Raw genomic sequence first — 15142 nt, 5'->3', positions numbered from 1 at the left:
GATACATGTCAGCGCCCGTCCGATCTGTGACGACCTAGACTTTCCGCCATAGCCAAGGGAGAGCCGACATGTCACAGATCCTGCCAAGCCCCGAGGAGCTTGCCGCCCATGCGGCAGCCGAGCCGGAATATGCCCGCTGGCTGCAAGGCCGTGGTCCGCTTCAGCATAGCGTGCAGACTCAGGCGGCAGTCTTTCGTGTCGCTCATCAATTGGTCCAGTACGGCCTGCAGCCTGATCTTGCCTGCGTCTACCGCTTATTCGGGGCGCTGGATCGCGTCACTTGCGCCGGCCTTTGGCTGGTGGCGCACATGACCTACGCCAGACGCGTTCGCCGTGACGGCGCGCCCTTGCAGGCAGAGGATTTCAAGGTGCAGCCCGAAGGGCACACGGGTGGCGCGCTTAACATGGTGCCGGCCTACGCCGGTTACCTCGCCCTGAACGCCCTGAGCGGCAAGACCCGCGGCTGGCTGATGGGACAGGGTCACTGCGTGGCGGCAATCGATGCACTCAATGTGCTCACCGGCAACCTGCATCCGGAGCAGGCCGATGCCTATGGAAGCTTTGAGTCGGGGCTGGACCGCCTGGTGCAGGACTTCTACAGCTACTTGCAGAAGCCGGACGGCAAGGTCGCCGCGCCTTTGGGCAGCCACGTCAATCCGCACACGGCCGGCGGCATCGCCGAGGGCGGCTACCTCGGTTTTGCTGAGCTGATGTATGCACACATGCCATTGCCGGGCGAGACCCTGGTGGCGTTTCTCTCTGACGGTGCCGCTGAGGAGCAGCGGGGCAGCGACTGGATTCCCCGCTGGTGGCGCGCCGAGGACTGCGGTACGGCGCTGCCGGTGATGATTGCCAATGGCCGGCGTATCGAGCAGCGCACCGACCTGGGCACTCACGAAGGACTGGAAGGCTTCAAGCTGCACCTGCGGCGCTGTGGCTTCGACCCGATCAGCTTCGACGGGCGTGACCCCGCGGCATTCGTCTGCGCCCTGTGGGAAATGGAAGAGCGCCTACAACACCGCATCGACGAGAAGGAGCGTGGCATCCTGCGCTATCCGCTGCCGATTCCCTATGGTATCGCCGAGACGACCAAGGGCTATGGCTTCTACGGCGCAGGCAGCAATGCCGCGCACAATCTGCCGTTGCCGGGTAACCCCCGCGTTGATGTCGAGGCGCGCGACCTGTTCAACCAGCATGCAGCGCCACTGTGGGTCTCGCCGGAGGAGTTGGCCGAAGCATGCCGGATGTTTGCCGATTCACGCAGTGGCCGCGTAATGGAACGGGACAACCCGTTGGCCGTGCGGCGGCCCATCGAACCCTCGATTCCGCTGCTGCATTACCGCAACGACGAATGCTCGCCCATGGCTGCGCTGGATCGCTTTTATGTCGACCTGTGCTGCGCGAACCCGGACCTGCGCGCTCGCGTCGGCAATCCGGACGAGCTCGCAAGCAACCGCCTGGGCGGCGTGCTCAAGACGCTGCGGCACCGGGTGAGCGAGCCGGAAAGCGATCTGGAGGCCGTGGATGGCCGAATCATCACCGCGCTCAACGAGGAGGCGGTGGTTTCCGCCTGCCTGGCCAACCAGGGCGGGCTGAACCTGGTGGCCAGCTACGAAGCCTTTTGCGTGAAGATGCTCGGGGCCGTGCGTCAGACGCTGATCTTCGCCCGTCAGCAGAAGGAAGCCGGACGTCCGGCGGGTTGGCTCGGCTGGCCGCTGGTCGCGACTTCGCATACCTGGGAGAACGGCAAGAACCAGCAGTCGCACCAGGACACCACCTTCTGCGAGGCGTTGCTGGGCGAGATGAGCGACATGGTGCGGGTGGTCTTCCCGGCTGACCACAACAGTCACCTGGCCCTGCTGCCGGATATCTACCGCAGTCGCGGGCAACTGGCCTGCATCGTGGCGCCTAAGCGTGAGCGGCCGGCCGTGTTCAACCAGGCCCAGGCGGAACAGCTGGCCCGCGATGGCGCGATCCTGATGGACGAGCATCCCGGCGCCGAGCCGCTGCTGCTGATTGCCAATGGCAGTTACCAACTGGCCGAGATGCGTCGCGCCGCGTTGCGGCTGGAGGAGGCCGGTTATCCCTATCGGCTGGTCTATCTGCAGGAGCCGGGGCGCTTCCGTGCGCCGCGTGACAACTGGGAGTTGCAGGCGTTGACGGATGAATCCATCGCCATGCGGCTGTTCCCCGATCACTACGAGCGCCGCGTGCTGCTTACCCACATGCGTCCGGAAGTGGCGCGCGGGCACCTCTGGCCGATCCTGCCGGATGCCTTGAAGACAGCGGTGCTGGGTTATCGCAACCAGGGCGGGACGCTGGACGAGGCGGGCATGCTGTTTGCCAACCGTTGCAGTTGGGCTCACGTGCTGGCGGCCTGTGCGCGTTTGCTGGACGTGCCGCGAAGCGCCTTGCTGGCGCCGGATGAAGCGGCGGCGGTGGCAGGCAAGGAAAACCCGATCGTGCTGCGTTGAAGAGGGCTGGCGCAACCACCGCAGGGCGGTTGCGCGGGCCTTAGCGCTTGAGTGGCTTGATCAGGCCGTCGAGGCCATCGATCTTCAGTTCCAGGGTCAGCTGCATCAGTCGGCCCAGTTCACCGGGCGGGAACTGGCCCTTCTTGTAGAACCACAGCAGATACTCGTCAGGCAGGTCCACCAGCATCCGGCCCTGGTACTTGCCGAAGGGCATCGGCGTACGCGCGATCTTCAGCAATTGTTCCTTGTCGAGCATTGGCGCGGCTTACTTCTTCAGTTTGATCTTGCAGCTGCCGGCGTCGAAGCGCTCGGTGGCGACCGGGGCGTTGGTTTTGTACTCGGTGAAGCTGTAAGTGAGGATCGCGCCCTCGGCCAGCAGTTGGCGGTAGGCGGTGTTGCTGCAGACGCTGTCGCCCAGCTGGCTGCGCACGCTGTCGGGGTTCTCGCGCATGCGCTCGGCATGGCTGGCGCGCACGCTCAGGTGGTTGATCAGTTGCGGACCGTCGACGGTGTAGCCCTGGTCGAGGATGTCCTCGTTGATCGCGCGCGGAGTGCCTTCGCTGCTTTCCTTGGCGACCTTTTCCAGGGTCTGGGTCAGTTCGAAGTCTTTCTTCGACGCGGCGTGCGCGACGGGAATGACGAGGCAGAGGGCGAGGGCGGTGAGGCGCAGCATGGGCATCTCCTGACAATGGTGCCGATTCGACCGTGGCGAACCTTCCGGGTTCGACGGTCATTCAAGCCGCCTATTGTCCCTTAAAACGGCGCGCGTGCCGAGGAACTGTTACCTCAGGCCCCAGACTGCGCCGCCGGGCGTCCAACCCCGTCAAAGGATGGCGGTGGTTCGCGCTTGATCGGAAGGCCTGGCGTCACGGGAGTTGGTGCCCAATCTGTCGGCTAATCAAGCATCGCTGCTGCTGGACATTAGGCCGCCCGCGGGGAGGCGGGCGGCGGCTCTGGTACAATCGGCGGTCCGCAACCGTCGTTCCGTTCGAGCCTTCGATGACCCGTCCACTTTCCCTCATCCCGGTGGCTGCAGCATGAGCCACGCCGTCGCCCGCCTGCGCGATGAACGCCTGGCCCGCTGCATCAAGCCGTTCTTCGCCCGTGGCTCGCGTTCGCCCCGCTGCCCCGGTTGCCGCCTGCGGCCGAACTACTGCATGTGCAGCCTGCGTCCGCAGGTCGAGTCCAACTCGGCGATGTGCCTGGTGATGTTCGACACCGAACCGCTCAAGCCAAGCAACACCGGCTGGCTTATCGCCGAGACAGTGCCCGCGACCTGGGCTTTCGGCTGGTCGCGCATTGAGGTCGACCCTGCGCTGCTGGCGTTGCTCGATGATCCCCAGTGGCAGCCGTACGTGGTATTCCCCGGCGAGTTCGTCCAGTCCGAACGCGTGGTCACCACGGTAGCGCCGCAAGACGGCAAGCGCCCGTTGTTCATCCTGCTCGACGCCACCTGGAATGAGGCGCGCAAGATGTTCCGCAAGAGCCCCTACCTGGATCGCTTTCCGGTGCTGAGCATCACCCCCGACGCCCTGTCGCGGTATCGCCTGCGGCGCTCCAAGTTCGATGAGCACCTGTGCACCGCCGAGGTTGCCGCGCTGTGCCTGGGCCTTGCCGGCGACCGCCGCGCCGGCGATGCGCTGGATGCCTACCTGGACGTGTTCAGCGAACGCTACCTGGGCTCCAAGCGCCAGCAGCCGCTGGACGAGCAGAGCCCGGCGCATCAGGCATTGAGACCGTTTACCCAGCGGTAACCTGACTCGCCAATGCAACCTATACAGGCGCCGGTCGTGCGCGCGCCTGCAGGGGATTCGGTGTTTCAAGCCGCCCTGGCGTCAGCCTTCTTCGGCCACAGTTGCGCCACCAGCATGCCGGCGAGCATCAGCGCGCAGCCGAAGTAGCCGCGCACATGCAGGGTTTCGTTGAGGAACAGTGCGCCGGCGATGGCGGCGAAGACGGCTTCCAGCGAAAGGATGATCGCCGCGTGGGAGGCGATAGCGTGCTTCTGCGCGATGACCTGCAAGGTGAAGCCTGTGGCGACGCCGAACAGGCCGCCGTAGATCAGAGCTGGGCCGGCCTGGATGATGGCATCCAGATGAATCTCCTCGAACAGCAGCGCCAGGATCATGCTCACCACCGCGCAGGTGGCGAACTGCAGGAAGGCCAGACGGATCGGATCGTAGCGACTGGCGAACAGGCCAACCAGCAGCACGTGGCCGCCCCAGACAAAAGCGCCGGTCAGTTGCAGCCAGTCACCGGAGGCAACGTGGAAGCCCGGGCCGATGCTCAGCATGGCCATGCCAGTCACGGCCAGTGCGCAGCCCAGCCAGGTACCCATGCCGGCGCGATGACCGATCAGCAGGCCGAGCAGCGGCACGATGATGACGTACAGGCCGGTAATGAAGCCGGAGTTGGTCACGCTGGTGAACATCAGGCCGACCTGTTGCAGGTTGATCCCCACGGTCAGCGCGGTGCCGATGGCCAGGCCGGCCAGGATCAGGCCGCGGTTGAACGGCTGGGCGCCGCGCTTGCTCGACCAGGCCAGCAGCGGCAGCAGTGCCGCCGCGCCGAGGGTGAAGCGCAGGCCGGTATAGAGGAAGGGACCGATGGCATCCATCCCGAGGCGCTGCGCGACGAAGGAGACCCCCCAGATCATCGCGGTGAACAGCATCAGGAAATCGGCGCGCAGCGCATGGCTTTTCATCTTGTTCTCGTAACGGGCAGGAAAAAAAGCGGAACTCTGCCGTAACGCCGGGCCTTTGGAAAGGGGAGCGGGTTCCCGGCGGGCACAGTGGCAGGGGCTTTCAGGCCACGGTGTAAGTACCGTCTGGCGATGTATTCGCGGCGGACAGCGAAGCCGCTCTTTGCGTACAATGTGACAAGCAGTGCTCTATCCGTGCTCCGACCTTTCCTGCGCAAGTCTGGCTGTTATCCACGGCGGACTTCGACGCGGCCTTCAAGGAAAATTCATGGCTTCCTACGAGATCCTGATCGCTGACGATCACCCGCTGTTCCGCAGTGCCCTGCACCAGGCCCTGACCATCGGTCTCGGCCCCGAGGCGCGACTGTCGGAGGCGGCGAGTATCGCGGAGCTGGAGACGCGCCTGAACGAGAAGGCCGACTGGGACCTGGTGCTGCTGGACCTCAACATGCCCGGCGCCTATGGCTTCTCTGGCCTGGTGCTGCTGCGCGGGCAGTACCCGCAGATTCCGGTGGTGATGGTCTCGGCCCAGGAAGACGCCGCCGTGGTGCAGCGCTCCCGCGAGTTCGGCGCCAGTGGTTTCATCCCCAAGTCCAGCGAGCTGAGCGTGTTGCAACAGGCTGTGCGCGCGGTGCTTGACGGCGATGTCTGGTGGCCGCCGCAGGTGGACGCCGTGACTGAGATGAGCGACGACGTGCGCGCTGCGAGCGCTGGTCTTGCCAGCCTGACTCCGCAGCAATTCCGCGTGCTGACCATGGTCTGCGAAGGCCTGCTGAACAAGCAGATCGCCTTCGAATTGAGTGTCTCCGAAGCTACGGTGAAGGCGCACGTGACGGCGATCTTCCGCAAGCTGAATGTGCGCACCCGTACCCAGGCGGCGCTGTTGCTGGCGCAGATGGAGTCGGTTCCGGGCGCCTGAGCGCTGTCACACTCAGCCCCTGAGGCCGTCACATTCTGTAATGGCCTTGACCCCTTTTTGACGATCGCTGGTATAGAGTGCCGCGACCTTTGCCTGTGAGAACCACACGTGTCCGCTTCCCCTTTCAAGGGCCAGACCGGCCTGAAACGCATCTTCAACGCCGCCGGCTACTCCCTGGCCGGCTTCGCCGCCGCCTTCAAGGGTGAAGCAGCTTTCCGCCAGCTGGTGCTGATCAACGTCATCCTGATCCCGCTGTCGTTCTTCTTCGACGTGACCCGCGGCGAGCGCGCGCTGTTGATTGCGGTGTGCCTGCTGGCGCTGATCGTCGAGCTGCTCAATTCCGCCATTGAGGCGGTGGTGGACCGGGTTTCCCTGGAGCGCCACCCGCTGTCGAAGAACGCCAAGGACATGGGCAGCGCCGCCCAGTTCGTGGCGCTGACCATCATCACCGTGACCTGGGCGGGCATTCTGCTGGGTTGATCGTTCCTCTTCGCCTTTGTAGGGCGGATAACGCGTCAGCGTTATCCGCCGCGAAGAGCCGGCGGATAACCTGTTCCAGGTTATTCGCCCTACGCACCGTTCGGTTTCCCGTCAGGGAATCATCGGCAGGACGATATCGTCGCTGCGGGTTACTCCCGCCGTTTCACTGCGGCAAAGCTCCAGGAACTCGCGCATGGTCGCAGTCTGATACTTCTGCCGGTGCCAGATGAAATAGAACTGCCGGCGCAGGTCCAGGTCCGGTGTTTCCACCGGCACCAGGCTGCCACGGCGGAAGGCGTCGCGCAGGGCCAGGCGCGAGATGCAGCCGATCCCCAGCCCCGACTCCACCGCGCGTTTGATCGCCTCGGTGTGTTCCAGCTCCAGCCGCACGTTCAGCGGTTCCACGTGGTGACGCATGGCCTGGTCGAAGGTCAGCCGCGTGCCCGAGCCTTGTTCCCGCAGAATCCACGCTTCCTCCGTCAGCCGCTCCAGGCTCGCGCGGCCTTCGCGGGCGAGCGGGTGCTGCGGCGCGCAGAAGACCACCAGTTCATCTTCCATCCAGGGCTGCACCTCGATATCCGGGTGCTGGCAGTCGCCCTCGATCAGGCCCAAATCCAATTCGTAGTGCGCCACGCGCTGCACCACGTGGGCGGTGTTGTGCACATGCAGGCGCACCCGGCAGTCGGGCTGGCGCTGCATGAAGGTGCCGATCAGCAGGGTCGCCAGGTAGTTGCCGATGGTCAGCGTGGCACCCAGGTCCAGCGAGCCGAAGGCGCTCTTGCCGTTGAGCATGTTCTCGATCTCGCTGCCGCGGTCGAGCAGGGCTACCGCCTGGGGCAGCAGCTGGCGGCCGAGGGCGTTGAGGGTGAGGCGCTTGCCGGAGCGGTCGAACAGTTTGCAGTCGAACTGCCGCTCCAGTTCGCCCAGCGAGGTACTGGTAGCCGACTGCGACATGGACAGGACTTCGGCCGCGCGGGAGACGCTTTCCTGCTGGGCGACGGCGACGAAGACTTCGAGCTGGCGCAGGGTGAACTTCATTCTGTGGGGCTCCGGAGAAGGCTGCGCGACATTTCGTCACCCCGGTGTAGGAAGTACCTGACGGTATCCTTTTGCGGCGACTGGGCGGCCTTATCTGCGTTTTGGATTAGCAATATCCAGATAATTTATTTTGCGGATATTGTCGCCGCCTATAAAATGTCGCGCAATTGCGCTACGTCCGGGATCTGCTGGGGTGCGCCACGTTTCTCCTAGGAGTCCTTGATGAGCAACCTGTACACCGAGCGCGTTCTCAGCGTGCACCACTGGAACGACACCCTCTTCAGCTTCAAGACCACCCGTAACCCGGGGCTGCGCTTCAAGACCGGTCAGTTCGTGATGATCGGCCTGGAAGTCAACGGTCGTCCGCTGATGCGCGCGTACAGCATCGCCAGCCCGAACTACGAAGAGCACCTGGAGTTCTTCAGCATCAAGGTCCCGGACGGTCCGCTGACTTCGCGTCTGCAGCACCTGAAGGAAGGCGACGAACTGATGGTCAGCCGCAAGCCCACCGGCACCCTGGTGCTGGACGACCTCAAGCCCGGCAAGCACCTGTATCTGCTGAGCACCGGCACCGGCATGGCGCCGTTCCTGTCGGTGATCCAGGACCCGGAAGTCTACGAGCGCTTCGAGAAGGTCATCCTGGTCCACGGCGTGCGCTGGGTCAGCGAGCTGGCCTACGCGGACTTCATTACCAAGGTCCTGCCGGAGCACGAGTACTTCGGCGACATGGTGAAAGAGAAGCTGATCTACTGCCCGCTGGTTACCCGTGAAGAGTTCCACAGCATGGGCCGCCAGACCGACCTGATGCGCAGCGGCAAGCTGTTCGCCGACATCGGCCTGCCGCCGATGAACCCGCAGGACGACCGCGCGATGATCTGCGGCAGCCCGAGCATGCTCGACGAGACCAGCGAAGTGCTGAATGGCTTCGGTCTGCAGATCTCTCCGCGCATGGGCGAGCCGGGCGATTACCTGATCGAGCGTGCTTTCGTAGAAAAGTAAGCTGAGAAGCAAGCCGCACCGTTCGCTCAAAAGAACGCCGCGATTCCTTAGGGATCGCGGCGTTTTTTATTGCGAACGGAATTCTCGTGACGGGCGACTTTTCGTAGGACCGAGGGGGGCGCCTAGCCCTTGCTCGCGAATCGGGGCGCACCGTACCGCGCAGGTTCGCGAGCAAGCTCGCTCCCACAGGAACCTCACCCCCGCCCTACGCGAGCGCGAGGCACGGCTCACGCCAGGCGCTGGCCGGACACCGCCGGGTGATACAGCGGCTGCACCTTGTTCCCCGCCGGGTCGAGCAGGTGGAAGCTGCGCGCGCCGTCGCCATGGTCGAACGGGCGGTCCAGCAAGGTCACGCCGCGCGCCTTGAAGTATTGGTACCAGGCTTCCAGCTCTTCCACGCTGTCGACGATGAAACCGTAATGGTCCATCGTCTGCAGGCCGTTGGCCGCGCCAGCACCGCGCCCCAGGGAGAGGTTGTCGTTGCCGCAGGTGAGGTAGACCAGGTCTTCGTTGGCGCGGTTGAGCACCTGCATGCCGAGTACGTCGACGTAGAAACGCTCGCACTCCTCGAGGTTCGGTACCAGCAGGGCGAGGTGGCGCAGGCCGTTGAGGCGGCCGGGGCGGGCAGGGAGGTCGGACATGGACGCGGTTCCTTTTTTGTATACAATTTGATTTCAAATTTAAAACAAAAGGAACGTCCTGTGTACAGTCTGTTCATCAAGACCCGCGTGAAGCCCGGCAGCGCCGAGGATTTCCTCCACGCCATCAAGGCCAATGCGGCCGCTTCCGTGTCCAGCGAGCCCGGCTGCCTGGTCTTCGATGTGTCCCAGGATCGCCTCGATCCGGACGTGATCTACCTCTACGAGATCTACCGCGACGACGCGGCCTACGAGGCGCACACGCAAACCGCGCACTTCCGCGACAGCCGCCCGCTGGTGGAACCGCTGATCCTCGAGCAGGAGTGCTTCGAGAGCGACGTGATCGCCCTCAATCCGGTGGACTGACGCAGGCTTCAGTCGGTGGCGGGTTGCAGGTCCAGCACGCGGATTTCGCCGTCGCTGGGGTAGTGCCAGTGCACGTCGAGGTCCCACAGGCGCACGCCATAGCGGCGCTCGGGCGGCGGCTTCTGGTAGGCCGGGCGTGGGTCCTGGGCGAGGCACTGCTCGACCAGTTCGCGCACCGGCTGACCGAGGCGCAGGCCGTGCTCATGGGCCTGGCGCAGGGCTTTGTCGCTCCAGTGCACGGCGATGGGTGCGGGCGGCGCGTCGGCGATGGCGTTGTGTGCGTCCGGCACGATATCGGCGTAGGGCACGTAGGGCTTGATGTCGATGACCGGGGTGCCGTCGATCAGGTCGATGCCGGATAGCCAGAGACGGCCGGGTTCGACCTTCTCCAGCTTCACCACCGACTGGCCAAGACCATTGGGGCGGTGGGTGGCGCGGGTGGCGAACACGCCCATCGACTGGTTGCCGCCCAGGCGTGGCGGGCGCACCTTCAGCCGCGGCTTGTCTTCCAGCGCCTGGTGGAAGAGGAAGATCAGCCAGATGTGGCTGACCTGCTCCAGGCCTTCCACCGCATCCCCTGTGTCGAACGGCGGTAGCAGTTCCAGCACGCCGGTCGCGGCCGGGGCCAGTTGCGGCTGGCGCGGGATGGCGAACTTCTCCTTGAAGCAGGAGCGGACGTGGCCGATCGGCGAGATGCTGTGGGACATGGCGGCACGGGCTGTTGCAGGGGCCGCCATGGTACCCGATTCCCTTCGTAGCGGGGCTCAGCCGAGGTGGAAGCCGCCATCGATGGGAATGATGTTGCCGGTCATGTAGGCGCCAGCGGCGCTCGCCAGGCTGATAGCCAGTGCGGACATCTCTTCCTTGCGGCCCCAGCGGCGCATGGGGATGACGGCGGTGTCCTCGGCCATGGCCTGTTCGTCGTTGGCGATGTGGCGGGTCATCTTGCTGGGGAAGCGGCCGGGGGCGATGACGTTGACGTTGATGTGGTCCTTCACCAGTTCGCGGGCGAGCATGCGCGACAGCTGGTGCAGCGCGGCCTTGCTCGGGCCATAGGCGTAGGCGCTTTCGCCGTGGGAGGTGAGGCCGGCCACCGAGCCGATGTTGATCACCCGGGCCGGGTTCTGCGCGCTGCCGCCTTTCTTCAGCAGCGGCAGCAGTTGCTGGATGCAGCTGAACACGGCGGTGACGTTGAGCTGCATGACCTTCTCCCAGCCCGAGGCCGGATAGCTTTCCAGCGTTGCGCCCCAGGTGGTGCCGGCGTTGTTCACCAGGATGTCGAGGTGGTCCAGGCGCTCGTTCAGCTCGGCGGCCAGGGCGCGCGCACCTTCCTCGGTGGCGAGGTTGGCCGGCAGGCCGATGCACTCGCCGTACTGCGACAGCTCAGTGGCGGTGTCGGCGCAGGCGGCGCCATCACGGGCGCAGATGATTACCTTGGCGCCGGCTTCGAGCAGGCCCTGGGCGATCATCCGGCCGATGCCACGGGTGCCGCCGGTGACCAGAGCGGTCCGTCCGGCGAGGGAAAAGTACGGGTGCATGAGCCTCTCCTGGCTGGGTTTTCGCCTCACCCTAGCGGTATCGCCGGGGCGCTCCGAGCACTATCCAATCGGTAAATGCCGACGCATTACGCGATGGCTGCATTTTCTTAACCTGCGCATAACCATCGCTGCCCTAGTGTCCGGCGCACGTTCGAGAGGCCGGGGGCCGGGTGATGCAGGGTTGGAGTAACGATCGCAAGGCGCTGGCGCTATTGCTGGGCGCCACGCTGGTGCTGCTGGTGTTCGGGCTGGGCTGGCGCGAGGTCTGGGGGCCGGAAGTGCGCTGGGCGGACATTTCATTGCAGATGCTGCAGTCGGGCGACTACTTCGACCCCTACCTGCGTGGCGCGCCTTACTACGACAAGCCACTGCTGTCCTACTGGCTGATCACCGTGCCCGCCAGCCTGTTCGGCCTCAACCACTGGACACTGCGATTGAGCTGTGTGCTGGCCGGGCTGGGCAGTGTCTGGCTGACCTGGTGGCTGGGTGAGCGCCTGCTGCGCAAAGGCACCGGGGTGCTGGCCGGCTGGTTGCTGGCGACTACCTTCTACTTCCTGTTCTGGGCGCGGGTGGCAACGGCGGACGTGCTCACGGTGTTCGGCGTGCTGGCGGCGCTGGCCTGGTACTGGCGTGATCCGGAAGACACGCGGTTTTCCGGCTACCTGGGCTTCTTCCTGATCCTGTCGCTGACCTCGCTGTGCAAGGGGCTGATCGGTTTCATCCTGCCCGGGCTGGTGTTGCTGCCGCATCTGTTCAGCAAGGGACGCTGGCGCCGGCACGTGAACCTGCGGCTGGTGGCGGCGCTGGTGGTGGCCGGCGCGGTCTACGCAATTCCCTTCGTGCTGTCACGCTTCTGCGGCCGGCCCAGCTATGGCGAAAGCGGACTGGCGCTGGTGTTCCGTGAGAACGTGGTGCGCTTCTTCCAGCCTTTCGACCATGAGGGTCCGATCTATACCTACCTGATCTATCTGCCCGCCTACACCTTGCCCTGGGCTCCGCTGTGGATATTCGGCCTGTGGTTCGCCGCGCGCCGCTGGAAGCAGTTGGAGCCCAACGCACGCTGGCTGGTCTGGGCGCTCTTGCTGTTGTTCGTGTTCTTCACCGCCAGCGGTAGCCGGCGCAGCTACTACGTTCTGCCGCTGGTGCCGTTCGCACAGTTGCTGGCAGCGTGGTGGGTGGTCGAGTGGCGGCATCAGCGTGGGCTGGCCGGTTTTGGCCGCCTCTGGCCGCGAGCGGTTGCGGTGGCTGGTGTTCTGATGTTGCTGGTGCTGGGTGTGGCTTACCCGTGGACCAATGGCGGCGGTGGGGTTCCACTCTTCGCCAGGGAAGTACGCGCTGCGGCTGAGCAGAGCGCGCCGTGGTCGCAGTGGCGCGTGCTGGTGCTGGGCGATGACGATGCACGCCTGCCGATGTACCTGGAGCTGCACGGCGAACGGCAAGCGCATCCCTTCCTCTACATCCGTTCCGGTTATCCACAGGGCGGTAGTGCCGCGCTGTTCGCCTGGTTGCGCCAGCGCACCGGCGAGGAATGGGACCCGGCACGCACGCTGATCATTTCCCAGGTGACCCATGAAGGAGAGCAGCCGCTGAACTGGCTGACGGCGGATCACCGGCTGATCGAGTCGAAGCTCAACAACGGCCAGCGCCTGGGCCATGCGAAGAACAAGGAGGCGAGCCTGGCCTACCTGCCGCTGGGCAAGCCGCTCAGCGTGAACGCAGCGCCCGGCGCAACAGAAGCAGGTACGGTGGCAAATTGACCGCTGCCACCACGAGGCCGAGGACAATCTGGGTCGCCTCGGTCAGGCCGGCGGGGTAGATCAGCGGGATCAGGTAGTGCTCGACGAAGCCGCCGCTGTAGCCACTGTCGCCGGCCAGGGCGCGGAAGTGGTTTTCCAGCGGGGTGAGCGGGCAGTAGAGGTGGAGAAATTCCACCGCCAGGCCCCAGGCCGCCGCCGGCACGTGCAGCCAGGCCAGGCGCGGCCAGCGCAGCACCAGCAGGCCGCCGAGCAGCACGAAGAGGATGAAGCCCAGATGGAACAGGACGGTGGCGTCGGCGGCCAGGCGGTAGAGCACGGAGGCCTCAGCGCTGCTGGCGCTGGGTCAGGCCCTTGAGGAAGTTGCGCAGCAACTGGTCGCCGCAGGGCCGGTAGTTGTTGTGGCCGGGCTTGCGGAACAGCGCGCCCAGTTCGGTCTTGGTGACGATGAAGCTGACGCTGTCGAGGATCGCCAGGATGTCGTCGTCACGCAGCTCGAAGGCGACGCGCAGCTTTTTCAGGGTGATGTTGTTGGTCAGCGGCAGCTCCACCGGCGGCAGCGGGAGGGACTCGTCGCGACCGCGGCGGTGCACGATCAGGCCGTCGAGGAAGTGCGCCAGTACGCGGTCGCTGCAGGGCTTGTATTCCGGCTCGTCGTCGCGGGCGAGGAAGCTGCCGATTTCCTCGGTGCTGACATTGAACCCGGCCAGCGCGGTGATCTCGGCCACCTGCGCGTCGCGGATGTCCAGCAGGTAGCGCAGGCTGCGCAGTACGTCGTTGTTGGTCATGTTCGTTCCAGGCAAATGAAAAGCCCCGCATCGGCGGGGCTTTTGCGGATCAGACCAGTTCGGCCCAGAGGTCGTACTCGTCGGCGTCGGTGATGCGCACGCGCACCTTGTCGCCCGGCTTCACGTCGAAGCTGTCGACGTAGACGGCGCCGTCGATCTCCGGGGCGTCGGCGAAGGAGCGGCCCACGGCGCCTTCATCGTCCACTTCGTCGATCAGCACTTCGATTTCCTTGCCGATCTTCAGTTGCAGGCGCGCGGCGGAGATGGCCTGCTGGTGCGCCATGAAGCGCTCCCAGCGGTCCTGTTTCACGTCGTCGGGCACCACGTCCAGGCCCAGCTCGTTGGCCGGGGCGCCTTCCACCGGGGAGTACTGGAAGCAGCCGACGCGGTCGAGCTGGGCTTCGGTCAGCCAGTCCAGCAGGTACTGGAAGTCTTCCTCGGTCTCGCCGGGGAAGCCGACGATGAAGGTGGAGCGGATGGTCAGCTCGGGGCAGATCTCGCGCCACTTCTTGATGCGGGCCAGGGTCTTGTCCTCGAAGGCGGGGCGCTTCATGGACTTGAGCACCTTGGGGCTCGCGTGCTGGAAGGGGATGTCCAGGTAGGGCAGCAGCTTGCCCTCGGCCATCAGCGGGATCACGTCGTCGACGTTGGGGTACGGGTAGACGTAGTGCAGGCGTACCCACACGCCCATGGAGGAGAGCGCCTGGCACAGCTCCAGCATGCGGGTCTTCACCGGCTGGCCGTCCCAGAAGTCCATCTTGTACTTCAGGTCCACGCCGTAGGCGCTGGTGTCCTGGGAGATGACCAGCAGCTCTTTCACGCCGGCATTTACCAGGCGCTGGGCTTCGCTGAGTACGTCGCCCACCGGGCGGCTGACCAGCTTGCCGCGCATGGATGGGATGATGCAGAAGCTGCAGCTGTGGTTGCAGCCTTCGGAAATCTTCAGGTACGCGTAGTGGCGCGGGGTCAGCTTGATGCCCTGCGGCGGGACCAGGTCGATCAGCGGGTTGTGCTCGGCCTTGGGCGGGATCACCTCGTGGACGGCATTGACCACCTGCTCGTACTGCTGCGGGCCGGTCACGGCCAGCACGCTGGGGTGCACGTCACGGATGCTGTCTTCGGCGACGCCCATGCAGCCGGTGACGATCACCTTGCCGTTTTCGGCGATGGCTTCGCCGATGGCGTCCAGGGACTCGGCCTTGGCGCTGTCGATGAAGCCGCAGGTGTTCACCACCACCACGTCTGCGTCCTGGTAGGTGGGGACGATTTCGTACCCTTCCATGCGCAGCTGGGTGAGGATGCGTTCGGAATCGACCGTGGCTTTAGGGCAACCAAGGCTGACGAACCCGACTTTGGGTGTGGCGGTGGACATGTGCGGCTAACCTCGAAGGGCGCGCTGGCGGCGCCTCTGATCAAAAAGTGCGCAATTCTAGCGGCGTCCCGCGCA

17 protein-coding genes are annotated in these 15142 nt (G+C 65.0%); 7 read left to right on the top strand and 10 right to left on the bottom strand.

The genetic code is table 11. The features are described 5' to 3' along the window. Nucleotides 1-68: 68 nt before the first annotated feature. Complete coding sequence (locus tag ACIPK7_RS08880) at nucleotides 69-2474, top strand: xylulose 5-phosphate 3-epimerase (protein ID WP_401087210.1); 2406 nt, start codon at nucleotides 69-71, stop codon at nucleotides 2472-2474. Between the two features lie 40 nt (nucleotides 2475-2514). On the opposite strand, the gene ACIPK7_RS08875 is transcribed toward ACIPK7_RS08880, so the two are convergent. Beyond that, nucleotides 2515-2730, bottom strand: a complete 216-nt coding sequence (locus tag ACIPK7_RS08875) for a DUF3820 family protein (RefSeq protein ID WP_017518005.1) — start codon at nucleotides 2728-2730, stop codon at nucleotides 2515-2517. Between the two features lie 9 nt (nucleotides 2731-2739). Continuing rightward, entirely contained in the window at nucleotides 2740-3147 is a 408-nt protein-coding gene (locus ACIPK7_RS08870) for a quorum-sensing-regulated virulence factor family protein (protein ID WP_017518004.1), read from the bottom strand. 364 nt (nucleotides 3148-3511) lie between these two features. Here ACIPK7_RS08870 and ACIPK7_RS08865 point away from each other — a divergent pair, with 364 nt between their 5' ends. Next, on the top strand, nucleotides 3512-4228 hold the full coding sequence (locus tag ACIPK7_RS08865) for a tRNA-uridine aminocarboxypropyltransferase (protein WP_401087207.1): 717 nt from the start codon (nucleotides 3512-3514) through the stop codon (nucleotides 4226-4228). A gap of 65 nt (nucleotides 4229-4293) precedes the next feature. Here the strand turns inward: ACIPK7_RS08865 and ACIPK7_RS08860 are convergent, their stop codons facing one another. After that, nucleotides 4294-5178, bottom strand: a complete 885-nt coding sequence (locus ACIPK7_RS08860) for a DMT family transporter (RefSeq protein WP_192431879.1) — start codon at nucleotides 5176-5178, stop codon at nucleotides 4294-4296. Nucleotides 5179-5443: 265 nt separating this feature from the next. On the opposite strand from ACIPK7_RS08860, the gene erdR reads away from it, so the two are divergent. Continuing rightward, nucleotides 5444-6094: a response regulator transcription factor ErdR gene (erdR, locus tag ACIPK7_RS08855; protein ID WP_024765291.1), complete on the top strand. Its 651-nt coding sequence runs from the start codon at nucleotides 5444-5446 to the stop codon at nucleotides 6092-6094. Nucleotides 6095-6202: 108 nt separating this feature from the next. Then, entirely contained in the window at nucleotides 6203-6574 is a 372-nt protein-coding gene (locus ACIPK7_RS08850; RefSeq protein ID WP_017518000.1) for a diacylglycerol kinase, read from the top strand. 111 nt (nucleotides 6575-6685) lie between these two features. Here ACIPK7_RS08850 and ACIPK7_RS08845 read toward each other — a convergent pair whose 3' ends face one another. After that, entirely contained in the window at nucleotides 6686-7612 is a 927-nt protein-coding gene (locus ACIPK7_RS08845; RefSeq protein ID WP_401087204.1) for a LysR family transcriptional regulator, read from the bottom strand. 222 nt (nucleotides 7613-7834) lie between these two features. On the opposite strand from ACIPK7_RS08845, the gene fpr reads away from it, so the two are divergent. Further along, nucleotides 7835-8611 (top strand): ferredoxin-NADP reductase, encoded by a 777-nt coding sequence (gene fpr, locus ACIPK7_RS08840; protein ID WP_045210043.1) that lies wholly within the window; start codon nucleotides 7835-7837, stop codon nucleotides 8609-8611. Between the two features lie 227 nt (nucleotides 8612-8838). Here the strand turns inward: fpr and ACIPK7_RS08835 are convergent, their stop codons facing one another. Next, nucleotides 8839-9252, bottom strand: coding sequence for a VOC family protein (locus ACIPK7_RS08835; protein WP_259756531.1), 414 nt, complete (start codon nucleotides 9250-9252; stop codon nucleotides 8839-8841). A gap of 60 nt (nucleotides 9253-9312) precedes the next feature. Between ACIPK7_RS08835 and ACIPK7_RS08830 the strand changes: the two genes are divergently transcribed. Further along, nucleotides 9313-9615: a putative quinol monooxygenase gene (locus ACIPK7_RS08830; RefSeq protein WP_081517928.1), complete on the top strand. Its 303-nt coding sequence runs from the start codon at nucleotides 9313-9315 to the stop codon at nucleotides 9613-9615. 8 nt (nucleotides 9616-9623) lie between these two features. Here ACIPK7_RS08830 and tsaA read toward each other — a convergent pair whose 3' ends face one another. Together tsaA and ACIPK7_RS08820 are read right to left on the bottom strand one after the other, a co-directional pair. Next, nucleotides 9624-10322: a tRNA (N6-threonylcarbamoyladenosine(37)-N6)-methyltransferase TrmO gene (gene tsaA / locus ACIPK7_RS08825; protein WP_401087397.1), complete on the bottom strand. Its 699-nt coding sequence runs from the start codon at nucleotides 10320-10322 to the stop codon at nucleotides 9624-9626. A gap of 57 nt (nucleotides 10323-10379) precedes the next feature. Then, a complete protein-coding gene (locus tag ACIPK7_RS08820) occupies nucleotides 10380-11153 on the bottom strand; it encodes an SDR family oxidoreductase (protein ID WP_401087201.1) in 774 nt (257 codons plus the stop codon). Between the two features lie 173 nt (nucleotides 11154-11326). Between ACIPK7_RS08820 and ACIPK7_RS08815 the strand changes: the two genes are divergently transcribed. Next, nucleotides 11327-12910 (top strand): ArnT family glycosyltransferase, encoded by a 1584-nt coding sequence (locus tag ACIPK7_RS08815; RefSeq protein WP_401087199.1) that lies wholly within the window; start codon nucleotides 11327-11329, stop codon nucleotides 12908-12910. Here ACIPK7_RS08815 and ACIPK7_RS08810 read toward each other — a convergent pair. Genes ACIPK7_RS08810 through rimO form a run of 3 tightly spaced genes read right to left on the bottom strand, consistent with a single transcriptional unit; the run spans nucleotide 12858 to nucleotide 15067 of the window. Then, nucleotides 12858-13226: a DUF2784 domain-containing protein gene (locus tag ACIPK7_RS08810; protein ID WP_401087198.1), complete on the bottom strand. Its 369-nt coding sequence runs from the start codon at nucleotides 13224-13226 to the stop codon at nucleotides 12858-12860. The genes ACIPK7_RS08815 and ACIPK7_RS08810 overlap by 53 nt on opposite strands. Nucleotides 13227-13233: 7 nt before the next feature. Beyond that, nucleotides 13234-13695, bottom strand: coding sequence for a DUF1456 family protein (locus tag ACIPK7_RS08805; RefSeq protein WP_401087196.1), 462 nt, complete (start codon nucleotides 13693-13695; stop codon nucleotides 13234-13236). A gap of 49 nt (nucleotides 13696-13744) precedes the next feature. Beyond that, nucleotides 13745-15067: a 30S ribosomal protein S12 methylthiotransferase RimO gene (gene rimO, locus ACIPK7_RS08800; protein WP_401087194.1), complete on the bottom strand. Its 1323-nt coding sequence runs from the start codon at nucleotides 15065-15067 to the stop codon at nucleotides 13745-13747. Between the last annotated feature and the right edge of the window lie 75 nt (nucleotides 15068-15142).

Source organism: Pseudomonas sp. NPDC086581 (assembly GCF_044746165.1).
In the GTDB taxonomy this organism is placed as follows: Bacteria; Pseudomonadota; Gammaproteobacteria; order Pseudomonadales; family Pseudomonadaceae; genus Pseudomonas.
Note: the sequence above shows the minus strand (reverse complement) of the source record. Positions and strands in the feature narration are given on the sequence as shown.